The sequence below is a fragment of the Veillonella sp. LMAG:90 genome (assembly GCF_008679445.1).
In the GTDB taxonomy this organism is placed as follows: Bacteria; Bacillota; Negativicutes; order Veillonellales; family Veillonellaceae; genus Veillonella_A.
Genome location: NZ_NAND01000001.1, coordinates 1,596,211 through 1,620,225, shown reverse-complemented (window position 1 = coordinate 1,620,225; position 24,015 = coordinate 1,596,211). Strand labels below are relative to the sequence as shown.

General features: G+C 41.0%; 30 protein-coding genes and 1 riboswitch. Of the genes, 5 read left to right on the top strand and 25 right to left on the bottom strand.

Annotated features, from left to right (window positions below; translation table 11 throughout):
• The first annotated feature begins 42 nt into the window (after window positions 1–42).
• The 4 genes from CCC71_RS07125 to CCC71_RS07110 all read left to right on the top strand — a co-directional run bounded on the left by CCC71_RS07125 (window position 43) and on the right by CCC71_RS07110 (window position 4,198).
• The gene (locus CCC71_RS07125; RefSeq protein WP_226974384.1) at window positions 43–1,155 is read left to right on the top strand and encodes an ABC transporter substrate-binding protein; all 1,113 of its coding nucleotides are present in this window, start codon (window positions 43–45) and stop codon (window positions 1,153–1,155) included.
• Window positions 1,156–1,166: 11 nt separating this feature from the next.
• Window positions 1,167–2,174, top strand: coding sequence for a FecCD family ABC transporter permease (locus CCC71_RS07120; RefSeq protein WP_296333367.1), 1,008 nt, complete (start codon window positions 1,167–1,169; stop codon window positions 2,172–2,174).
• A 1-nt stretch (window position 2,175) separates the two neighbouring features.
• Complete coding sequence (locus tag CCC71_RS07115) at window positions 2,176–3,015, top strand: ABC transporter ATP-binding protein (protein ID WP_296333365.1); 840 nt, start codon at window positions 2,176–2,178, stop codon at window positions 3,013–3,015.
• 181 nt (window positions 3,016–3,196) lie between these two features.
• Window positions 3,197–4,198, top strand: a complete 1,002-nt coding sequence (locus CCC71_RS07110; protein ID WP_021841826.1) for a site-specific integrase — start codon at window positions 3,197–3,199, stop codon at window positions 4,196–4,198.
• Here the strand turns inward: CCC71_RS07110 and CCC71_RS10885 are convergent, their stop codons facing one another.
• The 4 genes from CCC71_RS10885 to CCC71_RS07095 all read right to left on the bottom strand — a co-directional run bounded on the left by CCC71_RS10885 (window position 4,199) and on the right by CCC71_RS07095 (window position 5,362).
• Window positions 4,199–4,369, bottom strand: coding sequence for a hypothetical protein (locus CCC71_RS10885; RefSeq protein WP_226974398.1), 171 nt, complete (start codon window positions 4,367–4,369; stop codon window positions 4,199–4,201).
• A gap of 12 nt (window positions 4,370–4,381) precedes the next feature.
• Window positions 4,382–4,576: a Fic family protein gene (locus tag CCC71_RS07105; RefSeq protein ID WP_021841828.1), complete on the bottom strand. Its 195-nt coding sequence runs from the start codon at window positions 4,574–4,576 to the stop codon at window positions 4,382–4,384.
• Entirely contained in the window at window positions 4,563–4,829 is a 267-nt protein-coding gene (locus CCC71_RS07100; RefSeq protein WP_021841829.1) for a type II toxin-antitoxin system Phd/YefM family antitoxin, read from the bottom strand. Before CCC71_RS07100 ends, CCC71_RS07105 begins: the two co-directional genes overlap by 14 nt.
• A gap of 218 nt (window positions 4,830–5,047) precedes the next feature.
• Complete coding sequence (locus tag CCC71_RS07095) at window positions 5,048–5,362, bottom strand: LysM peptidoglycan-binding domain-containing protein (RefSeq protein ID WP_021841830.1); 315 nt, start codon at window positions 5,360–5,362, stop codon at window positions 5,048–5,050.
• 270 nt (window positions 5,363–5,632) lie between these two features.
• Here CCC71_RS07095 and lexA point away from each other — a divergent pair, with 270 nt between their 5' ends.
• Window positions 5,633–6,316: a transcriptional repressor LexA gene (gene lexA / locus CCC71_RS07090; protein ID WP_296333363.1), complete on the top strand. Its 684-nt coding sequence runs from the start codon at window positions 5,633–5,635 to the stop codon at window positions 6,314–6,316.
• A gap of 146 nt (window positions 6,317–6,462) precedes the next feature.
• Here the strand turns inward: lexA and dapA are convergent, their stop codons facing one another.
• From dapA to CCC71_RS06985, 21 genes are all read right to left on the bottom strand, one after another.
• A complete protein-coding gene (gene dapA / locus CCC71_RS07085; protein ID WP_296333361.1) occupies window positions 6,463–7,344 on the bottom strand; it encodes a 4-hydroxy-tetrahydrodipicolinate synthase in 882 nt (293 codons plus the stop codon).
• A 24-nt stretch (window positions 7,345–7,368) separates the two neighbouring features.
• Window positions 7,369–8,400: an aspartate-semialdehyde dehydrogenase gene (locus tag CCC71_RS07080; RefSeq protein ID WP_156705032.1), complete on the bottom strand. Its 1,032-nt coding sequence runs from the start codon at window positions 8,398–8,400 to the stop codon at window positions 7,369–7,371.
• A 90-nt stretch (window positions 8,401–8,490) separates the two neighbouring features.
• Window positions 8,491–9,288 (bottom strand): 4-hydroxy-tetrahydrodipicolinate reductase, encoded by a 798-nt coding sequence (dapB, locus tag CCC71_RS07075; protein WP_226974387.1) that lies wholly within the window; start codon window positions 9,286–9,288, stop codon window positions 8,491–8,493.
• 112 nt (window positions 9,289–9,400) lie between these two features.
• Window positions 9,401–9,568, bottom strand: a riboswitch (Lysine riboswitch).
• 108 nt (window positions 9,569–9,676) lie between these two features.
• On the bottom strand, window positions 9,677–11,350 hold the full coding sequence (gene recN, locus CCC71_RS07070) for a DNA repair protein RecN (RefSeq protein WP_296333359.1): 1,674 nt from the start codon (window positions 11,348–11,350) through the stop codon (window positions 9,677–9,679).
• A gap of 181 nt (window positions 11,351–11,531) precedes the next feature.
• Complete coding sequence (argR, locus tag CCC71_RS07065; protein ID WP_021841836.1) at window positions 11,532–11,987, bottom strand: arginine repressor; 456 nt, start codon at window positions 11,985–11,987, stop codon at window positions 11,532–11,534.
• Between the two features lie 3 nt (window positions 11,988–11,990).
• Window positions 11,991–12,617: a tRNA 5-(aminomethyl)-2-thiouridylate-methyltransferase MnmM gene (mnmM, locus tag CCC71_RS07060; protein WP_021841837.1), complete on the bottom strand. Its 627-nt coding sequence runs from the start codon at window positions 12,615–12,617 to the stop codon at window positions 11,991–11,993.
• Complete coding sequence (locus tag CCC71_RS07055) at window positions 12,614–13,495, bottom strand: NAD(+)/NADH kinase (protein ID WP_247239991.1); 882 nt, start codon at window positions 13,493–13,495, stop codon at window positions 12,614–12,616. Before CCC71_RS07055 ends, mnmM begins: the two co-directional genes overlap by 4 nt.
• An 8-nt stretch (window positions 13,496–13,503) precedes the next feature.
• A complete protein-coding gene (locus CCC71_RS07050; protein WP_021841839.1) occupies window positions 13,504–14,307 on the bottom strand; it encodes a TlyA family RNA methyltransferase in 804 nt (267 codons plus the stop codon).
• A 65-nt stretch (window positions 14,308–14,372) separates the two neighbouring features.
• Entirely contained in the window at window positions 14,373–14,840 is a 468-nt protein-coding gene (locus tag CCC71_RS07045; RefSeq protein WP_021841840.1) for a divergent PAP2 family protein, read from the bottom strand.
• Between the two features lies 1 nt (window position 14,841).
• A complete protein-coding gene (locus tag CCC71_RS07040) occupies window positions 14,842–15,720 on the bottom strand; it encodes a polyprenyl synthetase family protein (RefSeq protein WP_021841841.1) in 879 nt (292 codons plus the stop codon).
• Between the two features lie 136 nt (window positions 15,721–15,856).
• Window positions 15,857–16,075, bottom strand: a complete 219-nt coding sequence (gene xseB, locus CCC71_RS07035; protein ID WP_226974390.1) for an exodeoxyribonuclease VII small subunit — start codon at window positions 16,073–16,075, stop codon at window positions 15,857–15,859.
• The gene (gene xseA, locus CCC71_RS07030; protein ID WP_296333356.1) at window positions 16,068–17,273 is read right to left on the bottom strand and encodes an exodeoxyribonuclease VII large subunit; all 1,206 of its coding nucleotides are present in this window, start codon (window positions 17,271–17,273) and stop codon (window positions 16,068–16,070) included. Before xseA ends, xseB begins: the two co-directional genes overlap by 8 nt.
• Window positions 17,274–17,333: 60 nt before the next feature.
• Window positions 17,334–18,359, bottom strand: coding sequence for a tRNA (adenosine(37)-N6)-threonylcarbamoyltransferase complex transferase subunit TsaD (locus CCC71_RS07025; RefSeq protein ID WP_226974391.1), 1,026 nt, complete (start codon window positions 18,357–18,359; stop codon window positions 17,334–17,336).
• 12 nt (window positions 18,360–18,371) lie between these two features.
• The gene (gene nusB, locus CCC71_RS07020; RefSeq protein WP_021841845.1) at window positions 18,372–18,881 is read right to left on the bottom strand and encodes a transcription antitermination factor NusB; all 510 of its coding nucleotides are present in this window, start codon (window positions 18,879–18,881) and stop codon (window positions 18,372–18,374) included.
• A complete protein-coding gene (locus tag CCC71_RS07015) occupies window positions 18,865–19,263 on the bottom strand; it encodes an Asp23/Gls24 family envelope stress response protein (RefSeq protein WP_226974392.1) in 399 nt (132 codons plus the stop codon). The genes nusB and CCC71_RS07015 overlap by 17 nt, the downstream gene beginning before the upstream one ends.
• Before the next feature lie 21 nt (window positions 19,264–19,284).
• Complete coding sequence (locus tag CCC71_RS07010; protein ID WP_021841847.1) at window positions 19,285–19,659, bottom strand: Asp23/Gls24 family envelope stress response protein; 375 nt, start codon at window positions 19,657–19,659, stop codon at window positions 19,285–19,287.
• A gap of 86 nt (window positions 19,660–19,745) precedes the next feature.
• Entirely contained in the window at window positions 19,746–20,303 is a 558-nt protein-coding gene (gene efp, locus CCC71_RS07005; protein ID WP_006556749.1) for an elongation factor P, read from the bottom strand.
• Window positions 20,304–20,317: 14 nt separating this feature from the next.
• Entirely contained in the window at window positions 20,318–21,388 is a 1,071-nt protein-coding gene (locus CCC71_RS07000) for a M24 family metallopeptidase (protein ID WP_021841848.1), read from the bottom strand.
• Window positions 21,389–21,448: 60 nt separating this feature from the next.
• Window positions 21,449–22,195 (bottom strand): pseudouridine synthase, encoded by a 747-nt coding sequence (locus tag CCC71_RS06995; RefSeq protein ID WP_021841849.1) that lies wholly within the window; start codon window positions 22,193–22,195, stop codon window positions 21,449–21,451.
• Window positions 22,196–22,211: 16 nt separating this feature from the next.
• Entirely contained in the window at window positions 22,212–22,844 is a 633-nt protein-coding gene (gene cobC, locus CCC71_RS06990; protein WP_021841850.1) for an alpha-ribazole phosphatase, read from the bottom strand.
• Window positions 22,798–24,006, bottom strand: a complete 1,209-nt coding sequence (locus CCC71_RS06985; RefSeq protein ID WP_296333353.1) for an aminotransferase class I/II-fold pyridoxal phosphate-dependent enzyme — start codon at window positions 24,004–24,006, stop codon at window positions 22,798–22,800. Before CCC71_RS06985 ends, cobC begins: the two co-directional genes overlap by 47 nt.
• Window positions 24,007–24,015 lie beyond the last annotated feature (9 nt).

Below are 24,015 nucleotides of genomic sequence, written 5' to 3'. Positions count from 1 at the left end.
ATTTATTTTTATTTATTGTAGGTTTTTAAGGAGGTTGTTGGTGTGGGGATAGTTCTAAGAAATAAAATTCAATTGGTAATTATTGGCTTATGTATAGCTTTTATTACTCTATTTGTCGTGGGGTGTGGCAATTCGGAATCAAAAGAAGAAAAAGTGCAGACGACAAAGGTAGTTACCGATTTAGTAGGTAATGAAGTTATAATGCCAAAAGATGTGAATAAGATTGCAATTGTGCCTATTCCTTGGGCGACTATAGTTTATGCAGTTGACGGTTCCGGTGATAAAATTGCGGCTATGCATCCATCGGCAAAAAAAGCATATGAAGACAGTATCTTAAAAACGATGGCACCTAATATGGAAAATGCTAACGCTACTTTTGTAGATAATAATTTTAATGTAAATTATGAAGAGTTAGCCAAATTAAAACCAGATGTTGTAGTTATTTGGGATTATCAGCCGGAAGTAGCCAAGAAGTTAAAAGAATTAGGGATTCCATCGGTACAAATTAAATACGGTACTTTGGAAGACATTCAAAAAGGGATGATATTGGTTGGTAATATTATTAATAAGCCTAAAGAAGCAGAGGCATTAGTAAATTACCATATTCAAAGTGCTGATTACTTTAAAGGTAAACAAGAAGCATTAAAAGCACAACCTAAAAAAAAGGTTTTATATTTAAGAGATGAAAAGTTAAATGTAGCGGCCAAAGACTCTGTCAATACACTTATGATAGAAAGTGCCGGTGGTATTAATGTTGCCAAAGATATTTCAGGTCAATGGAAACCAACTACGATGGAACAAATTTTGGCTTGGAATCCTGATGTTATTGTTATTAGTAACTTCTCTAAACTTATGCCGGAAGATTTATATAATAACAAGATAACCGGCCAAGATTGGAGTCAGGTGAAAGCATTACAAACTAAACAAGTATATAAAGCTCCGATGGGGATTTACCGCTGGGATGCTCCTGCAGTAGAAACACCTCTTATGATGCGCTGGTTAGGTAAGGTTTTACAACCGGAGGTTTTTAATGATTACTCCATGTCACAAGAATTAAAATCTTTCTATCATAATTATTTGAAGTATGATTTATCCGAAGAAGAAGTTAACGATATTTTGAAAAGTAATGTAAATCCGGTGATTCCGACACTGTAAGAGGTTGTCTAATGAATATAGTGAACCGTAATTTGTATATTACAGTAATTTGTTTTATTGTCTTTTTTATGGTATTTACATTATCATTATTTGGTGGTCGTTATGTACTAGAACCTCATAAAGTTATATATATTTTATGGGCCGGTTTAACCGGTGAATTGCCTAATAATGTAGATTATTCTGTTATTTGGAATTTGCGTTTGCCTCGTGTTTTGCTAAATTGTCTGGTAGGCATGGGGCTTGCGTTATCCGGTGCCGTATTCCAGGGTATTTTTAGAAATCCGCTAGTAAGTCCTGATGTACTTGGTGTTAGTACAGGTGCTGCATTAGGCGCCTGTTTGGGGATTTTAATGTCTTATAATGAGTATATGACATCGATTATAGCACTAAGTTGTGGTATTTTGAGCGTTTGGCTAACTTATAATTTGTCTAAATTAAGAGGCGAATCGACATCATTAACCTTAGTGTTGGCAGGTATGATTATATCGGCAGTAGGGAGCGCTTTAATATCTCTTATTAAATATGTAGCAGATCCATATGATAAATTACCGGCCATTACATATTGGCTCATGGGAAGTTTTAGCAGTGCTTCTTATCAGAACTTATTGATTATAGGGATGCCCATTATTATTGGTTGCGTAATCTTATTACTTATGCGGTGGCGCATTAATATTTTATCACTTAGTGAAGATGAAATATTGGCATTAGGTGTAAATCCTAAAAAAACCAGAAAGGTAGTAATTGTATTAGCGACTTTTATAACTGCGGCCTGTGTTACGGCAACCGGTGTAATCGGTTGGGTGGGGCTCGTAATTCCTCATATATGTCGTATGATTATAGGTGTTAACCATTCGAAGCTACTGCCTTTAAGTTGTTTAATAGGAGCTACGTTTATGATCTTGGTAGATTTTTTAGCTCGTACGGTAAGTGCTGCAGAAATTCCTATTGGTATTTTAACGGCTTTAGTAGGTGCACCTTTTTTTGCCTTCCTTTTTAAACATTTGAAAGGGGGCTTATAAAATGACGAACCAAGATAATAGAAAAGAGCTTTCTATAGAAAATGATATAGAAATAAAGAACAGAGAAATTCCAATACTTGAAGTAAAACAGGGCTGCTTTAGTTACTTAAATAGTCAACTTGTCTTAAAGGATATTAGCTTTTCATTACAAAAAGGAGAAATACTGACAATACTAGGGCAAAATGGTATCGGTAAAACTACATTGTTAAAATGTATAACAGGTATCATGAAATGGACAAGTGGTAGTAGTTTTATTCTAAACAATGAAGTAACCGGTGACTCAGAAGAAAGTAAATTGATAACATATGTACCACAGGCTAAAAGTTTATCTTTTCCTTATACAGTTGAAGAAGTAGTCATGATGGGCCGTGCTAAACATATTGGTATTTTTGGAACACCGCGAAACATTGATAAGGCGATTGTTAAAAATGCGATGGATCAAGTGGGTATTTACCATTTGAAAGATGCATTATCGACACAGCTTAGTGGTGGTCAATTACAATTAGTGTTTATAGCTAGAGCTTTAGCCGGTGAGCCTAAGATACTCGTATTGGATGAACCGGAATCATATTTAGACTTTAAAAATCAGTCGAAGATATTAAAGTTAATCAATGATTTAGTCATTAAATACAAATTAACTTGTTTAATTAACACACATTATCCTGATCATGCTTTGCGAATTTCTGACAGAACATTATTGCTTGGTCATTTAAAGTATTCTTTTGGCAAAACGCCTGAAATTATTACAGAAGAATCTATGGAAGAATATTTTGGAATTAAAACTAAAATTATATCCCTTAATGTAAATGGTAAAGATATACCTGTTTTTACAGTTATCTAGATATAATAGTTTTATATACAGATTTCTGAAAATAGACGGCTATTGAACTAAATAGAGTGATATGATATAATTACTTCCGATAACGATATATTATCGGAAGTAATTTTTTATATAAAAATAGGCCTAATTCAGCCCTAATCAGTGTTTTAGCCAGTTTTAGGCACTTAAAGGAGTCTTCTATATGCCGTCTAACAAACATTTTTATCTGCGTGACAATGAAATACTCATGGCCAGCAGCAAACTCTCTGATAAAGCTAAATTAAGCATTTTGTCTTCTAAATCAGATAATACTGTTGATGCTTATGAATCCGACTGGGACGATTTCGTCTATTGGTGTGAATCCCGTCATGTCGATTATTTTCCGGCTTCTCCGGAAACTGTCGTTAACTATATTAACGACTTAGCCGATCATGCTAAGGCTAATACTATATCCAGACGTATCAGTGCTATTTCTGAAAATTTTAATGCTGCCGGTTTAGCCGACAATCCTTGTAAGTCTTCTTTGGTGAGTTCCGCCTTGCGTGGTATTCGTCGACTTAAAGGAACGTATCAGCAAGGTAAAACCCCTATCCTTTTAGAAGATTTGGAAGATATCTTTAAGGAAATGGAATCGCTTAATTTACCGGAAATTCAGCTGCTTCGTGATAAAGCAATCCTCTTAATCGGTTTTATGGGTGCTTTTCGTCGCAGTGAAATCAGCGCTTTAATGGTTGAAGACTTAACGTTTTCACCACAAGGGCTCGAAATCTTTGTGCGCTCCTCTAAGGCCGACCAAGAAGGTCAAGGTGCTGTTGTAGCTATCCCTTATATCGAAAACGCCGAATTTTGCGCTGTAAGGGCCGTTAAGGCATGGCTCCGGTATACTGGTATTAAAACCGGTCCAATTTTCAGAGGTTTTACGAAGAAAATGGACATTCGCAAGACGGCTTTGAGTGATAAAAGTATTGCGGAGATTGTAAAAAAATATGTCGAGCTTATCGGATTAGACCCGTCTATGTATGGTGCTCATAGTTTACGCCACGGTTTTGCAACAACGGCAGCGTCCTTTGGCGTTGAAGAACGTAATATTATGAGGCAAACACGTCACCACAGTGTTAATATGGTACGTCGTTATATCAATGAAGCCAATAAATTTGTGGATAATCCGATTAGCACGATATTTAATAGTAGAAGAAAATTATAATTATATAATTTTATGATTTTTAATCCATTTTAACAAATCATCATATGTTCCATTATTTGCTATTTTTAAAGCTATTTCCCATAACTCCTTTTGACTATAATCTAAGTTGATATCATTGATTAATAGTAACAATAGCATACAGTGTATTCCAGTTCGTTTATTACCATCTATAAAAGGATGATTTTAAATAATTCCAAAACCTAAACGAGCAGCCTTTTCTTCTATAGAATTAAAGATATCGATTCCACTGTAAGTGTGATATGGGCTTTGAATTGCAGATTCAAGTAATCTTTTATCTCTAATCCCATTTGTGCCTCCAAATGTATCAATCATTTGTTCATGGATTAATAGAATTTCATCTAAATTAATTTTCTTCATTAGCTAATACCTTATAAGCTTCCTTATTTTTTTGTAATAGTTTTTTAGAAGCTTCGAGTATATCACGATGAGGATTAACATTGTAGTCGGCTGATGATTCCTTAAGTAACATTTGAATTGGAATGATTGCATATTTTGGTTTATTATTTTTTAAAATTATTACAGGTCCGTTTTCATCAACATGTTTAGTTACTTTAGAGAAGTTTTGATTGGCCTCTGTAATAGAAATTAAATTATTTGTATCCGTAATCATTGTAATTCACCTCGTTCTGAAATAGTTGGTTTTTATCTTATAGCTATATTATAACACAAAAATAGGATGAATTTATCCTATTTTGTGTGGAGGATATTAAGTTAACTCGAACAAAAAGAGCCTCCCAGCCGCTGGGAAGCTCTTTTTTATATGTATATTAAATTGTCAACATAATTAGTAACTTTGAATGATTTGTTCGAAATTAACAATCGAACAGATTATTCATTCTGAGCTACGTATTCACTGAATACTTTATCGTTCTGTGTTTTAACAGTAGGTATTTTGAGTGTACGACCCGGTTCTAAACTGGCAGTTTCATCTAATTTATTTAACGTGCTTACAGCGTGAACCATTTCACGGATATCTATATGATCATTGGCATATTGGGAAGCAATGCCCCAAACAGTATCACCGGCTTTTACGGTTACGGTGCGTACATTATGCGTATCTAACTCAATGCTTGGCGTATTCATAAAATAACCTACGGTTAAGGTTAAGAACATACTGAAAACAATTAAAAAATCGCGTTTCATAACAATCACCCCATTGAACTATGCTTTCTAAATAGTATTTAAACGAACATTACTAACGGTATATATGTTTGTTTACACGCTTAGTATATCACACGAATAAATGTTCGGTCAAGGTGAAAATCGAACTTTTATTTGACAATATTTGTAAATACGTTCTATAATAACATTGAGATAGTTTATGTACGCCAATTTTTATAAATTACATTTCATAATATATGACTATTTAGTTAATGACAGATTTTAAGTATTTTAGATTGTGAGGTTATAGCCGTGAGACGACCTGCTACCGATATTAACTCAAAACAAAAGATAATTTTGGATTATATTACCATGTGTTTAGAAACTAAATTTCGCTGCCCCAGTGTTCGTGAAATTTGTGAGTATATGGGATTGAGCTCTACTTCTACGGTTCAGAGTCATCTTAATACTTTAGAACGTTTTGGCTATATTACCCGTGATGTAAATAAGAACCGCTCTATTACAGTTGTTGGCCTTAAGCCTAAAATGGCGCCTAAAGTAGAGGTGTCTGCTGATAAACAGGTTACCTCTTCCGAAACATTTGAAATGCTCCAGGCTCGTTTACGTAATGTTCCTTTAATCGGTACGGTTCAAGCCGGTACACCGGTAACGGCTATTCAAAACCAGGAAGCTACTATTCCGCTTCCTTTATCCTTAATTGGTAATTCCGAATGTTTCCTCCTTCGTGTACGCGGTGAGTCGATGCGTGATATCGGCATGTATGAAGGTGACTTACTAATCGTTCGTAATCAACAAACCGCTAATAACGGTGATATTGTAGTAGCCCGTATTGATGACGAAGCAACGGTTAAACGCTTCTATCGTGAAGCCAATCGAATTCGTTTACAGCCTGAAAATAGTGAATTTGAACCTATTTATACAGATTCCTGTACTATCGAGGGTAAAGTTATCGGTTTAATTCGCGATCACATTTAATAGTCAGTCTGTCATTTATATTTTCAATTAAATAAAATAAAACGAACACTTGTTTGTCTGCCGGAATTTTGGCTTAAGAAACAAGTGTTCGTTTTTTATTTTTATAATTTTCTTCTTTATTATTGTTGTTGTAATGCAGTGCTGGCTTATTTAATGTATGGTTTAATAGCTGCATTAATTACGGCTTCTTCTTCGTCCGACGGTTCACATAACGGCAAGTGGAACGGACCGGCCGGCAAACCTAATTGACGTACTGCGTATTTTACAGGAATCGGATTAGTTGTTACAAACATGGCTTTGAATATAGGGAATAAGTCTTTATTGATTCGTTTGGCTTTAGCCACATCCCCTGCTTCATAAGCCTGAATCATTTCATTCATTTCTTTGCCCACTACATGAGCCGCTACAGAAATAACTCCGCATCCGCCTACAGCGAGCATCGGTAGAGTTAACCCATCATCACCACTGTAAATCATGAAATCATCCGGCAATAAATAATAAATTTCAGCCGCTACATTAATATCACCGCTCGCTTCTTTAACAGCAGCAATATTTGGGCAAGCTTCACGCAATTTAGCTATAGTAGCGGGCATAATTTTGCCGCCTGTACGGCCCGGAACATTGTATACGATGACCGGTAAATCAGTAGCTTCAGCCATGGCTTTGAAATGTTCAAATAATCCGCGTTGATTTGGTTTATTGTAATAAGGTACTACGCCCATTACGGCATTTACGCCCGTTTTAGAAGCCGCCTTGGTCAATTCTATTGTACGTTGGGTATTATTGGAACCTGTATTGGCCACGATGGAACCTAAATGACCACACTCGCGCGCGATTAATTCAAATAGCTTAAGTTTGTCCTCATTGTCAATTGTGGGACTTTCTCCCGTAGTGCCACATACAATAAGACCATCAGATCCATTGTTTAGTAAATGCTTGGCTAATGTGAGCGCTCCTTCAAAATCTACTGAACCATCCGCGTTAAACGGTGTAATCATAGCTGTTAATACGCGACCTAAGGTTTTCATAATAACCTCCTCTAAAACTATTCTTTAAAATGATTGGTGTTCCACCAAATACTCGGCAATCTGCAAGGCATTCAAGGCAGCCCCTTTGCGGATTTGATCGCCGGCAATCCAGAAATTCATGCCTTTATCGTTGTATAAATCTTTGCGAATACGGCCGATTTCACAATCATCCTTACCGGATGTGTAAAGCGGCATCGGATACGCTTGTTCTTGTGGATTATCATTGACCACAAGGCCCGGGAATTTTTCACAGGCAGCTTTAAAATCAGCAACACTTACCGGTGCTTCGGTTTCTACCAAAACAGACTCGGAATGGGAACGATATACGGGGATACGAACCGTGGTCGGAACGACTTGAATGGAATCATCATGCAAAATCTTCTGCGTTTCATTGACCATTTTCATTTCTTCTTTAGTATAATCGTTGTCCAAGAAAACATCAATTTGCGGAATTACATTAAAAGCAATCGGATAATGTTTAGGCGCGGAAGCACTAGGTAAGATATGGGCTTCCATCGGTTTCCCTTGAATGTGAGCACTTACTTGGTTATCCAATTCGTCAATGCCTTCCTTACCGGCTCCGGATACGGCCTGGTAGGTACTTACGACAACACGTTTAATCGGCGATAAATCGTGGAGCGGTTTAAGCCCTAAAGCCATAATAATGGTAGAGCAGTTTGGATTGGCGATAATGCCTTGATGAGTATCGATATCTTCCGGATTTACTTCGGGTACTACGAGCGGTACGTTCGGATCCATTCGGAAGGTGCTGGAGTTATCGATAACAATAGCACCGCGTTTCACCGCTTCCGGTGCCAAAGTTTTGGATATGGAGCCACCCGCAAATAAAGCAATGTCAACATTTTCAAAAGAATCGGCGGTAGCTTCTTCTACCACATAAGTTTTACCGCATACTGTTAATTCCGTGCCGGCTGAACGAGCGGATGCCAATAATTTAAGATTTTCAAACGGAAATTGGCGATCTTCGATTAATTTAATAAATTCTTGCCCTACCGCGCCGGTAGCACCTAAAATAGCAACATTTGGTTTTCTCATGTGTATCTCTCCCAATTTAATAAAAATAAATATTGTAGCAATAGTATGACAAAGGGTTTTTAAATACCCTATCATATCCTATCTTTAAAATTATAAGTAATGTTCCAAACCGTAAGTAAGGCCCGGTTTTTCAGCAATCTTCTTACAAGCTAAAACTACGCCCGGCATGAAGGATAAACGGCTGAGTGAATCGTGGCGAATTGTCAGTGTTTCATCATAACCCCCAAATAAAACTTCCTGATGAGCCACATAACCCGGCAAGCGAACGCTGTGAATCGTTACATCATCTACCTTGGCACCGCGAGCACCGGGTAAACTTTCACGAGTTAAATCTTCAGCCCCTACCGCACCGGCTGCCTGTTTAGCTTCATTAATAAGCTTGGCTGTTAATACGGCCGTTCCCGATGGAGCATCATATTTGTGATTGTGATGCAATTCGATAATTTCTACATTCGGGAAATAGGGTGCCAAATCGGCTGCTGTTTTCATCATCATAACAGCGCCCAGTGAAAAGTTAGGTGCCACTAAGCAATTGGCATTATTGGCTTTACCGATGGCCGCTAATTCATCACGCTGTTCAGCGGTAAGACCGGTAGTTCCGATTACCATGTGAACGCCGGCGCCTAAAACAGTTTTAGCGTTTTCAAAAATAATGGCGGGACTGGTAAAATCAACGATAACATCCGGCTTTTTAGCGCTTAAGGCGGCTGTTAAGCTTTCGTATAAAGGCAGCCCCAATGATTCGATACCGGCAGCTGTACCGGCATCTTCTCCGGCCTGTTTAGGATCGATACCGCCGATAAACTGTAAGTCCGGATCATTATGAACAGCTTTTACGACTTCGCGACCCATTTTGCCGGTCGCACCACATACCATTACTGTAATCATGTTCATTCCTCCCAAAAAAAGACCAGCGGATAGCTGCCACTGATCTTGGTATGGTTACCTGAACGACTATGCGCTTTATCATATGAATATAACAAAACTATGATAGTCAGAACAATGAGCTAGCACTCCATCAAATGATGACAGTCATACACTTATTCAATGCACAACCAGCTATGTTTGTCGGCACAAACAAGCTTCGGCGATTCTCCCTTTCTTCATATCTCACAGCCTTGCCGGGCTCCTTACAAGTACTCTTAAGCATCGCGCCTCTATCTCCGCATATTTAATTCAAAATTCATAAGTGATTACCAATAGTATACATTTATTTTCTGATGGCGTCAAATCGTATTCTGTATACATAGTTATAACTATAACCGAGGTAAAGCTATTAATGCTTATTTTTAAAATGCTGAATCATTTCTTTCGCCGTAGCTAGAGCCGTATGGGAGAAGTTTTGACCGGACATCATGCGGGCGATTTGTTCCACATGTTCTTCCTCGCTAAGCTCGGTAAGGCTTGATACGGTGCGTCCATCCACTTCCTGCTTGGACAGGTGATAATGATGTTTGGCAATACTTGCGGTTTGAGGCAAATGAGTTATACAAAATACCTGTGTGCTGTTGCTGAGTTGTTGGATTTTAGCTGCTACCTGCAAGGCAATATCGCCACTAATACCAACGTCGATTTCATCGAATACCAAAGTCTTAAATGTTTTGGTATTAAATACCGTTTTAAAGGCCAAAGCGATACGCGAGATTTCACCGCCGGAGGCCACTTTGTGGAGCGGCAATAAGTCCTCCCCTGCATTGGCATTGAATAAGAGTTCAATGCGTTTAGCCCCTAACGGCAATAGTTCGTCACTTTTTTCAATGACAAATTTAAGTTTGGCTTTACTCATCCCTAAGTCTTTTAACTGCTTTTGCAATTGTTCGGCAATTATGGCACTGTTTGTATCGCGAATCGCAGTAAGCTCAGCTAATTTAGTTCTTGCATCGGCTTCGGCTTGTTGGACGGCTTTTTCTAAATCTTCTTTAGCATAGCTCTGTGCTTCTAACTCTTCCAATCGGGCTTGCGCTTTGTTTTCAAATTCTAAAACGGCTTCAATGGTTTCCCCATATTTGCGTTTTAAACCGTAAATTAAGGAATCCCGTTCCTGACAATAGGCGTACCGTTCTTCATCATAAGAAATGGAATCACGATAGCGATCAAGCCCTTGCGCCGCTTCTTCTAATTGAAAATAGGCGGAATTGATCAATTCGGATAAGTCTTTGAGCTCCTCGTCATAACGAACCAAATCCTGTACTTCCGATTTAATGCTGTTGACTGCTTCCAAGATGGCATGTCGATCACTGTAGAAGGCATTGTAACAAGCACCTAATACTTTATCCAGATGTTCAAAGCTGTCTAATCGTTTAAGTTCTGCCGCTAACGCTTCGTCTTCACCCGGTTTCAGTTGCGCTTCTTCAATTTCATCAATTTGAAAGCGAAGCATATCCAGTTCTCTGGCTCGTTCCGCAGCCATGGCTTCCAGACCGTCTAATTGAGATTTTGCTGTTTTATAGCTCTTATAGGCCTTTACATAAGTATCAAAGGCCGTTTGCCCTTCTTTGGTGTATTCATCTAAATATTTGTGATGCACATCAGGATTCAACAAGAGCTGATTGCTATATTGGCCGTGAATATCCGCTAAATAAAGGCCGATTTCGCGCAGTGCTTTAAGTGGGATAGCCTGGTCATTAGCCAAAATAGTAGACTTTCCTTGACGGTTAAAAGAGCGCGATAAAATGAGCTGATTTTCTTCCACGAGAATATTTTTAGCTGTTAAAAGATCTAACAGTTCCGTATCATCGGTTACATCGAATACCCCTTCAATAACAAAGGCATCCTTGCCATGGCGGATAAAATCACTGCTGGCCCGCTCGCCCAACAGAATGCTGAAAGCATCCATAAGGATGGATTTACCGGCACCGGTTTCACCGGTAAAGATGGTAATGCCGTCCGAAAATTGTAAATTCATCTGTTCAATTAAGGCAAAATTACGAATTCCCATTTGTGTGAGCATAGATTACAAGTCCTTAATCCCTTTACAGGTAATAACACATAAATAAATTATACGATACCAATATAAATAATAAGTATACTGGGCAAATATAAATAGTAATTATACGAGGCAAACATAAATGATGCCGTTAATAATCACTAAGCCTATACGCATAAGGGCGCATAGGCTTAATAGTTACATATTAATCTTTCATAAGATCGGAAATACGTTTTAAAATCGGCTGTACGTCTTCAACGGAGCGTGCAATTAATAAAATCGTATCATCACCGGCCAAGGTGCCGATTAACTCAGCCCATTTAGCATGGTCAATGGCAAATGCCACAGATTGAGCGGAACCCGGTAAGGTATGCAATACAATCTGATTCATGGTAAAGTCTACGCGCGTAATGGATTCTTGGAACAGGCGACTAATGCGATTACCGATAAGGAGTACATTCTCTTCCGGCGATAAAGCGTAACGATAATGACCGTCACCGGTAGGAATTTTAATGAGCATTAATTCTTTAATATCGCGGGATACCGTAGCTTGCGTAACTTCAATACCTTCCGCGGCTAAAGCGGCTGCCAATTCTTCCTGTGTTTCAATAGAGCGAGATTGTACGATTTCTTTGATTTTATTATATCTGTAACGTTTCATAGGTCACCGTCCTTTAATAATATATAAAATAGGAGGTTTGTTTGCTTGGTTTATTAATTTCCAATTGGCTACATCATATGACTTTTGCGGCAAAGTACTTATAAATTCACATACTGCTTCGTCTTCCCGCTCACCTTCCGGTGTACCCGGATAGGTAACGATAGTAATGAGCCCTTTAGGATTTAATAAATCTAAGCCTCCTTTGATGGCTTGTATAGTTGAATCGGGTTTTGTCATCATGGTATGATCACTACCCGGTAAATACCCTAAATTAAAAATTAGTAAGTCAATATTAGTAATGGTCGTATTAAATTTAGTATTCGCCGCAGATCCATCGTTATGGGCTGCTGCCGCATTGCCTGTTGCCAATATATCTTCATGGGTACCATGTACCAAGTGATACGTAATATCTGTGCGGCCGCATTCGGTATGCAGGCGCTTAGTGGAAGCTTCGATGGCCTTTGCCTGTTTATCGATGCCCCACAGCGTGCTGCCGGGCAAACAATGTTGGGCCAGATACACCAAATCATGGCCATTACCGGCCGTAGCATCTACGACTGTTTTGGCACTTTTTAGTTGCTCATCCCAAAAAATGTGTTGGAACTGTACAACATGATTATAGTTGATCATAAAAGCTCATCTCTTCGTGCCGATAATTTGCGGAATAAGGTAGCGAAGAATTTTACGTCATAGAAGCGCACATAGCGGCTGTAAAGCGCGCTGGCTTCGATGTGAAGACTGTCTTCACTGCTAAACTGATAATCGAACGTCCCATCGATGCAAATATGAAGCTTTTCCTGACGCTTCGGCATGGTTAAATCGATGCGGGCACTCTCTTTTAACACCAAGGATACACTTTGCAACAAATGCGGCGCTACCGGTGTAACGATGATGGAATGATTATCAGGTGCCATAATCGGACCGCCGGCCGATAAGTTATAGCCCGTAGATCCTGTAGAACAAGCTACGATTAAACCGTCGGCAGGGTACATCTGCGTATACCCTTCGTTGATGGCTAAATTTATACGTGCCATACGGCCGGGTTTTTCATGAGTAATAACCACTTCATTAATGACCGGTGTTAATTTTTTTACACCATGAGGTGTGCGGATTTCCGCAGCCAAATGGATACGATTTTCCACGCGATAATCACCGTTGGCGATTTTCTTGATGCGGTCTTCCATATCGGCTAATTCGATTTGATTTAAGAAGCCTAATTCCCCTAAATTAATACCGCAAATGGGAACATCATATTCATAAATTTGACGGGCTAAGTGAATTAAGGTACCGTCACCGCCGAAACTGAAGGCCATATCAAGATGCTTAAAAAATTCAGGCCTAGGCAATACGTGCTTAGTCGGAACACCTAATAGTTCAGGTAAATTAAACTCCTCCAAATCGGCCGGTAGCCATACGTCCAAGCCGTTTTTTTCACAAAGGCTCTTCGCCTCTTGCAAAATAGGAATAATATTCTCTTTCCCCATGTTAGGAATAAACCCTACTCGCATATCATCACCTACAGTTCGTGCGCGGCGGCTACCACTGATTCAACCAATTCAGGCGTAATCGGTAAGGCACCGTCCGTCGTCTTTTTAAAATATCCCAAAAACTCTATATTACCTTCAGTCCCCTTGATGGGTGAATAGGTTACGCCATGAAGATGTAAGCCCACTTCTTCGGCTACATTTAAAATGCGTGTCAGCACTTCGGCGTGCGTAGCCGGGTCACGGACAATACCACCCTTGCCCACTTTTTCACGCCCCGCTTCAAATTGCGGTTTAATAAGAGCTACTAAAGAGCCTGTGTCCTTAAGGAGCGTTACGGCTACAGGAAGTACTTTATCCAGTGAAATAAACGCCACATCAATGGAAATGAAATCAACCAGTTCACCCAGTTGTTCCGCCGTAACGGTTCGTATATTCTGCTTTTCCATGTTGATGACGCGCTTATCTTGGCGCAGTGACCAAGCCAGTTGGTTATAGCCCACGTCAATGGCAAAGACTTTGGCGGCCCCATTTTGAAGAGCACAGTCGGTAAAACCACCAGTAGAAGCGCCAATATCAACCATAACCGCATCAGTTAAATCGATTGGATACAATTGTAACGCTTTTTCCAGCTTTAACCCGCCGCGACTAACATAAGGTAACGTATTGCCTTTAACGCTCAAATCCGCATCAATCGGCACCTTAGTACCCGCTTTGTCGACACAGACAGTGCCCATAAAAATTTGGCCGGCCATGATGGCTGTTTTGGCTTTTTCACGACTTTCAAAAAGACCGCGATTCACCAATAAGACGTCTAACCGTTCTTTAGTACTCATAAAACTCCTTAGTTTCAACTCGGGAAGCTTTTAGATTGCCCCTGTAAGCTTCTTAGTTATAAAAGTTATAGAAAGTTATAGTAAATAATGGAGGCCACGGCATAGCCTAAAAAGGCACCGCCGAAAACTTCAAAAGGCGTATGCCCCAAGAGCTCTTTGAGCACATGACCGTCATCCAGATAGACCGGAATATTACGCTTTTTGAAATGTTCCATTAATTGGTTTAAAATTTGTGCCTGTCGCCCTGCTTCACGGCGTACGCCGGACGCGTCATACATGACGATAAGTGAAAAGGTAATACAGATTACCGATAAGTCTGACGTTATGCCATGAATATAAGCGGTAGCCGTTGATAAAGCGACTACGAGCGACGAATGAGAACTGGGAAATCCGCCGGATCCGATGAGGCGTTCCCATTGGAAGCGTCTATACTGCAGTAACACGATGACAAATTTTAAAGCTTGTGCTGAAAACCATCCCAGAAAGGCACTCAGCGCAATGTAATTATCGAATAATTCATTTAAAAATTGCATATCAATTCGTCCTATGTACAAGGTAGTCTACTAATGCTTCCAAGATGGTTGTATCGTTTGGTACCGAAGCCAAAGCACTTTTAGCGGCTGCTGCGGTTTCATCCGCTTTAGCGCGAGCCCCGTCTTCACCTAATTCGGATACATAGGTGGATTTATCTTGTTTTTCATCACTACCGGGCATTTTCCCTAAATCCTCAATGGTGCCCGTTACATCGAGAATATCATCGGTAATTTGGAACAATAAGCCTAGCTGATCGCCATAAGTCATATAGGCTTTATGGACATCTGCTGAAGCGTGGCTGAGAATCAGACCGATTTCGATAGCCGCCAAGAATAAGGCCCCTGTTTTACCGCGATGGAGCACTTGCAGTTCCGACAGTGGAATGTGACGTCCTTCCGACAATAAATCGAAGGCCTGCCCCCCTACCATACCTTCCGGTCCGGCTGCCTTGGCTAAGGCTAACACGCATTTAAGATGCTGTTCCGGTGTGGCTGCTTTATTTTGACAGATTAGCTGAAAGGCATATGTTAATAAGCCGTCACCTGCCAAAACAGCGAGCCCGTCACCATATACTTTATGGTTTGTCAGATTGCCGCGGCGGTAATCGTCATTGTCCATGGCCGGTAAATCGTCATGAATTAAGGAATAGGTGTGAATTAATTCGATGGCACACACAATTTCCTTATACGGTTCCGGTGAAACACCGAAGGATTCCATAACCGCTTTCGTTAAAATCGGGCGAATCCGTTTACCGCCCATGAGTAAACTATAGCGCATGGATTCATAAAGTTTCTCATATTCTGTATTGGGCGAGTTTAACACTTCTTTGAGATAATCTTCCACCCATGTTTTGCTCGCCTTTAAATACTCTTTTAACATATATCCTCCTGCCTCTGAACGGCCTGTAAAGTCAGTTTTACTGACTCGTTTGAATATAGTTATTATACATCATTTTATAGATTTTATACATAGATTATTGAGTAAATAAGCAAATATTTTGCATATTTCAGAAGAATTATTTCTGACCTTCACTGCCGATACGGACTTCTTCAATAATTTGGCGTACTTCCCCTTCCACGCTTTGCAGCATGTCGGAGCACTCTTTCACGAGTGTAAGGCCTTTTTTATATTGTGTTAATAAGTCGTTAACGGATAATTCAATAGCATCCAAGGTGCGTACAATTTCTTCCAAGGCTGCATATTTTTTTTCGTAATTCTTAAGTGTGTTAGCCATTTGTTATAATCTCCTCTACCTTGGCTGTTAATGAGCCGTCGTTCATAGTAATATTCACGCTATCCCCTACATTTACAGCGGTGACGGAGTGAATCGGTGAACCGCCATGTTCAATTTTAGTATATCCTTTTAACAGTAAATGCAACGGATTCAATAATTCCAGTTGCTGTCCCAGGAGTAACAAATCGTTTTGCTTTTTGCCGACAGCCTGTTGCACAGCACCGCTTAAACGATGTTGTAACTCACTGAGTTTAGAACTTTCTTGGTGGATTAAGGTTAAAGCGGGAATGCCTAATTTGCGATTAAAAATAGCCTGCAATTCTTGTTTCTTTGTTTCTATCGTTTGTTTCATGTATTGATGCAAGTATGTTTCTTTCGCTTCTAACTGTTCTAAGAGATAACTTACGGGATAGACCGTAAGTTCTGCTGCATGACTGGGCGTGGCACCACGTACGTCGGCGGCAAAGTCACAAAGGGTATAGTCCGTTTCGTGACCTACAGCTGATACAATAGGCGTCTTACAGCTATACACAGCCTCTACTACGGTTCTATCGTTGAAGCACCATAAATCCTCCATAGAGCCCCCGCCGCGTCCTACAATAACGAGTTCTACCTCGGTATCCGCATCAGCTCGTTCAATCCCTTTAGCAATAATGGGACCGGCTTTATCACCCTGTACCGGTACGGCAAAGAGTTTAAACTGTACGAACGGATTACGTTGCCGAGCTACATGCAAAATATCATGGAGCACAGCACCTGACTCGGATGTAACGAGGCCAATCGTAGCAGGCATAACCGGCAATGGCTGTTTATGGCTTTCGTCAAAATAGCCGAGGGCCGTCAATTCTTTCTTTAGCGCTTCGAAGGCAAGTTGATACGGGCTCTTCTGGCCGATTTCCATATCATTACAGATGAGACTTAAGCGGCCGGTTTTTTCATAGAAATTAATAGTAGCCCGCATGGTTACAAAGAGGCCGTTTTCCAATTGACCGACGAGGCCTTTTTTCTGCGCCGTGCCCGCCCAAAGGGCTACATCGACGGAGGCATCATCGTCTTTTAGTGAAAAATAGTAATGGCCGGTGCTGTGGCGTTTTAAATTGGCAATCGTACCGGCTACATAACAGTTTTTCAGTACATACTCCCGCTCCAACACCCGTTTTATTAGATTGTTTAATTTGGTAATGGAGAAAACATCCATATAATTCCTCCTGTGAACCTTGTATTTCTTATGGTAAAAACCTTCAATACTATTTATTTTCTATTTGTTTTCAGCGTCCAGTAAAGCGGCTCCGTAAGCTACACCGGTGGCATTATCGGAACTGTATTCAGGCGGTGCAAAGAGGACCTTAACTTTGCGGGATTGACCGAAATCAAACAGAGCTTGGCGTAAATAACTGTTAGCCATGACGCCGCCTACGGCAATTAAAGTACCGGCCGGGCGCTGTTCCCAATGATAGGTCAACATTTTTTGCAGTGAACGAGTCATGCAGTGGAATACGGTTAAAGCCGTTTGCGCCTTGTAATCATCGGAAAGCTTATGTCCGTTGTTAGCTCGTTCAATACGGCGCATGGCTTCACTGCAAGGGCCGCCAAAGCTGATGGCGCCGTTTTTTACCGATACGGGTAGCATTTTAAAATCACCATTTGATTCAGATTCTAAGCGATTAACTGTCTTTTTTAATGCTTTAGGATCATCGCATAGTGTTTTGGCGATTCGTTCCATATGGGGCCCCGCCGGAAACGGTAGGTCTAGAGCTACGCCGATGCGATCGACAAATTGACCGCCATGTAAATCTAAAGCCCCGCTTATTAATTGGGCCGTAAAAAATGTTTCTTCAGCCGGTTCACAATATAATAGCTCCGTCGTGCCGCCCGATACATGGAGCGCATAAAACGATTCGTCCGGCACACAGTTTAAAACACGTAAAGCGGCCAGAATATGGTTTTCCTGGTGTGAAAACTCATAGACGGGAACGTCATTTAGATGACCTAAGCTTTTTGCCATGCCTCGGCCCACCAAAAAAGCAGGCATATAGGAATCCTTTTCACGGCGCGGAAACGCACTGACTCCAATGCCCGCTAGTTGGACACCTGACGGCAATTGTTCAATTAAATCGGGTAAAGCACGGGTATGCTGAAACACCATTTGTGATTGTTGCAGCCCACGCTCGCCCGGTTTTACGTCTAATAGTTTTCTGGCTTGGCCAATTAATTCACCCGATTCATTGACCAACGCACAGGATGTACTATAACAACTTGTATCTAATCCTAAATAAACTTTCATGATATGCCTCGTTTAGGACTTAAGGTCTGAAGCATTATCGGATGTTTTAGCTTCCGTGGTTTTAGCATCGCTAGACTCAGTCGCCCCGGATGTAGGAGACGCTTTTGAAGAGCCTTTTTCTTTGGCAATGGCATCCAATACGGCATTTACAAATTTATAGCCTTTATCGGAACCGAAATCTTTAGCCAATTGTACGGCTTCATTAATAATAATGCGAGGATCGATGGCTTCGGTAGAAACGGTAAGTTCCCAAGCTGCTAAGCGCAATACGTTTCGCTCAACCGCTCCTAATTGCCCTATTTTGCGTTTTGGCGAGTGGGCCTGTAACAGATTATCTAAAATCTCCTGATTAGCCGTTACACCGTTAATAATCGCTTCTGCATAGGCAATATCCATGGCACCGGTACTGCCGGATTCTTCTTCCGGCATAATTACGGAATCTTCAGGCTTATGAAATTCCTTGGCATATAAAGATTGGAAAGCATACAGCCGCGCTTGGCGGCGATTACGATTTTGCTTCATTATTTAACTCCTCTGTTACTTGATTAGGATCGATTATATTTTCAAAATGCACATCGATTCGCACTGAATCCAGGTCTAAGGATTCTTTTAAATCTTTGTTGATTTGTTGGCGAATTTGGGTAGCCATTGTCATCAAGGGATAGCCGTAAAGGACATTAATATATATATTGATCTCAAGGCCTTCTTTGCGATGTTTTACATTAATGCCGGGCAAGCGTTTTTGACCAAAATTGCGCGCAATGCCGTCAACCATACCGGTGTAAAAATTACTGTTTAGTGAATGATAGCCCGGAATTAAGGTTAATGCATGATGAGCTATCTGCAATAGAACTTCATCGGACACATCTACCTGTAATTGCGGATTATTTGTTTTTACGTCCACTTGGTATCGCTCCTTTCCCGATTAAATGTACTTAACGCCTGTATTTTCAAAGGCAATATCCTGAATAAAGATATTAACACCCTCTACATGTGTGCCGGTCAATGTTTCGATGCCGGTTTTTACATGTTCCTGAACGCGCAAAGCCACATCGGGAATACGATAGCCGTAACGAGCAACAAGATATAAGTCGATGGTAATACTATTATCCGATGTTCGTTGTAAACTAACGCCTTCCCATTGGCTTTTCATGCCGATTAAATTGGCAAAATCATCGCCTGCAGTGGTACTCATAGAAGCGACACCCTTCACTTCCAACGCTTTCAAGGAAGCAATAGTGCCATACACATTATCGCTTATTTTAGTCACTCCTTCAAAGAATGCATTCTTATCACTCATAGTACCCTGCCTTTCTTTAATAGCATAAAAAGCATTTGCCTTGAACAACGTACGTTAAAGACAAATGCTTTTAAAATTAATTGATATTACGCACGTTCAATGTATTGGCCGGTGCGTGTATCGACGCGAAGAACATCGCCCACTTCGATAAACAATGGCACTTTAACAACATAGCCGGTTTCCAATGTAGCCGGTTTGTTACCACCTGTTGCGGTATCGCCACGGATACCAGGGTCAGTTTCAACAACGCGAAGTTCTACAGCTACCGGTAAATCGATACCGATTACGATGCCTTGGAAAAATACGATGCTAACTTCCATGTTTTCAAGCAAGAAGTTTTTAGCTTCGCCCAATTGTTCAAGATTCAATTCTACTTGGTCATACGTTTCATTGTCCATGAACGTATAAGCGCCGTCAGCTTCGTATAAGTATTGCATACGACGACGATCAACATGTGCTTTAGGCACTTTTTCACCGGCATTGAAAGTACGTTCAACTACAGAACCGGTCTGTAAATTTTTTAATTTACAACGTACGAATGCAGCACCTTTACCCGGTTTTACGTGTTGGAAGTCTACAACCTGCCACACGTTGCCATCGAGCTCAATTGTTACGCCCGGACGAAAATCATTACTAGAAATCATTTAAATCCCTCCGTTTAACCTTTTACTTCTATTAATTCCTTCGAGGTATGAGTGAGTAGCTCATAGCCATCGTCAGTAACTATAACACTGTCTTCAATGCGAAGACCTATTTCCCCGGGAAGATATACGCCCGGTTCCACTGTAACTATCATATTAGGCTCTAATACAGTATTGGAACGCGGTGATGCTACCGGTTCTTCGTGAATATCGAGCCCTACACCGTGACCGGTGCCGTGATTGAAATAATCGCCATAACCGTCGGCCGCAATACTGTCGCGGCAAGCGGCGTCTACAATTTTACCTGTAGTACCGGCTTTTACAGCGGCTAGGCCCTTCAGCTGCGCATCAAGCACAACTTTATAGAGCTTGCGTTGTAAATCGGATGCGTGCCCCATCACAATGGTGCGGGTCATATCCGAATGATACCCTTGGTATACGGCGCCAAAGTCAAAGGTAACAAAATCACCGGTTTCAATGACTTTATCAGACGCTACACCGTGTGGCATACTGGAGCGATGCCCGGAGGCCACGATGGTATCGAAAGACGGTTCTTCAGAGCCGCGTTTTAACATTTCAATTTCTAAAGTGACGCATGCTTCCCGTTCCGTCATACCCGGTTTTAATTGCGGTAACAAAGCGGCAAACGCTTCATCGGCAATGCGGGCAGCTTCTTTCATAAGCGTAAGTTCATCCGGCCGTTTAACAGCCCGTAAAGGTGTTAAATCAACGGATTTAAACTTACTGCCTACCAAAATATCGGAAAATGTCATATACGTGTCAACCGGCACATAATTGCCTTCGAACGCACAGACAGATAATGTAATATTATGATTTTTGACAATATCCGCTATAGTTTCCCAATTAGAACCGGTGTATTGGATGACTTCATACCCTTCACATTGGTTCTCTGCTTGTTCCGTATAACGACTGTCAGTTACTATAAACGCTGTATTCGGTGTTACAAAGCCTATGGCTGTAGTCCCTGTAAAACCGGCAAAATATCTCAGATTGGTCTGGCTAAGCAAGAGTATGCCATCATACTGGTGCGCAGTCAAATAATCCTGTAGGCGTAATAAGCCGTTCATGATAAGACTCCCTTGCTATAAATTTTTTCATTTCATGATACCACAAAATGAGCGTTTTGACTATAGTTTTTCGTAGTCTGACGCTTCAAGATACATAAAATCACCGGGGGTCGGGATGTCTGTTAAATCAAGATGTCCCACTGTGAGGCGCTTTAAATAGGTGATTTCACCGCCGGCCGCCCCTATCATGCGTTTAACCTGATGATATTTACCTTCTTCGATTATAATTTCGGCACTCTTAAGTAAAACGGCATCACCGACGCCCGTATCTTCTGATTTTTCGGCCACTGCACCGGTTAAGATGATTTCAGCCGGTTTACATTCCGTACCGTCACCTAGGACGATACCGGTGCGAATGCGTTCTAAGCCTTCTGCGCTAAGGGTACCGCTATATTCAAAATAATAGCGTTTGGGCACATGTTTTTTGCCGTTGATAATGCGGTGGGCCCAGGCGCCGTCATTGGACAGTAATAAAAGGCCTTCCGTATCTTTATCGAGGCGTCCCACCGGGCCTACGCCCATAGTGCGAAACTCGGGCGGCAAAATATCCATAACCGTGGGATGACGAGCATCCTCCATGGCACATACATAACCGGCCGGTTTATTAAACTTTACATAATAAATCTGGCGGCTGTCGATGATTTCACCATTTACCGCAATCGTTTGTTCCGGAATATCAATGGGCATATCTTTTTTCTTAGCCACTACACCATCCACCGTAACAAGTCCCTGCTTTATGAGTGCATGGACTTCTTTACGGCTGCCCAAAGCTTTATTGGCTAAAAATTTATCTAAACGTAATCTCATAATATAATCCGAACTATTATAACTGAATCGTTTCCAAATGTTTCGTGTAGTTCAAAAGACTCAAAGTATTATGATCATCTTCTGTCAGGCCGTAGAATTCCACACGGCTGATGGCCGTATTACCTTGGCTGAAATTCCAAGCAAAATGAAGCGGTAAGCTGAGCATTTTACAAATCAAGGTACGATTGGTACCGCCGTGAGCCACAATAAGAATGGTTTTATCTTCACCGATAGCTGTCATTTCATCGGTCAAGGCTTGCCAAGCGCGCTCCTGCACTTCTTGGAAAGATTCCCCGTTTGAAATTTTAACTTTATCGGGACTGCGATACATGGTGTAAATGGAATGAGGCCATTTAGCTTCAATCTGGTCATAGGTGAGGCCTTCCCAGTCGCCAAAATTAATTTCACGCAACCGTTCATCGGTTTTAAACGGAATTTGACGATTTCCTAAAATTGTTTCCGCTGTAATACGGGCACGATCTAAGTCACTGGCAATAATGGAGTCAAAATGTACGGATGTTAATTCCTTGGCCACCGCTTCAGCTTGAATAATGCCCGTCTGATTGAGTTGAACATTCGTAAATCCCTGATAAAAGCCACTGCTATTCCATTCCGTCTGGCCGTGGCGAACTAAGTAAATTGTGTGCATGGGCGAACTCCTTTACATATGAAATCAATAATTCATTACGGTTTCTATCTTTAACAGCAATCCGAAACCACCCTTGCCCAAGCCCGTCATAGGCTTCGCAACTGCGAATCAGAAGCTGTTTATTTTCTAAAAATTCCATAAAATCGGCAAGACTCGGATGTTGCGGTTGCCAATGTAAAAGCATAAAGTTAACCGTCGGCGGTAAAGCTGTTATAAAGTCGAATGCATTAATGGCGCCATAGAGCCACTCTTTTTCACGTGCCACGACGGCCCGCGTTTTTTGACGATACACTTCGTCTTGAAGGGCTTCTATCCCATATTGTTGGGCCAAATGATTAACCGACCACGTCGGTACATGAACGGCAATACTCTTTAATATATTCGTGTCCCCCAATAATAAGCCTAAGCGTAAACCCGGAATTGCATAGAATTTGGTCAGTGAATGCAATATAACAATGGCCGGATATTCCGCCAAATAAGGCCGGAGGCTATGAGATTCATTGGTGAACTCAATAAATGATTCATCAATAAGCAGTAAGCTGTTTGATGCTTGGGCTAACGCAGCCATTTCGAATACTTCCGTCAGCGTTTGCAAACTGCCGTCCGGATTGTTCGGGTTACTGAGACAGATTATTGTTCGCACTTGTTCTTCTGCACAGCGTTTGAGATGGGCTTTTAAATCTTCATAAGGAACGGCAAAATGGGTAATCGGTTGATGCGGTGTAGTACTCCCAAATAAATGATGGGATTCATTTACCGATTCTACTTCACCATCGGCGGCCATCGGAATCATAGAATAGGCTAAGACCGAAAGACCTTGAGCCTGTGCGGCTAAGGCATATTCGGAAAAGCCCGGTGCCGGTACCAATACTTCCTCGATACCGGGTAGGGTCATGAGGGCATACAATAATTCGGCCGCTCCATTCCCCACCAGAATGTTCTCATCAGGTACATCCATAACCTGACTTACTGTCCGGCGAAATTCTGTGTATTCCGGATCCGGATAGTGAATGATTTCATTTAAGTGAGCCGTCAAAGCGGCTTGCCCTTTGGGGCTCATGCCTAAAGGATTAATATTAGCGCTAAAATCAGTAATATCCTGTGGTGCTACGTTATGAGCGGCCGCCACTTTATAGATGTTACCACCGTGGGTATTTTTCATGGCTGAGCA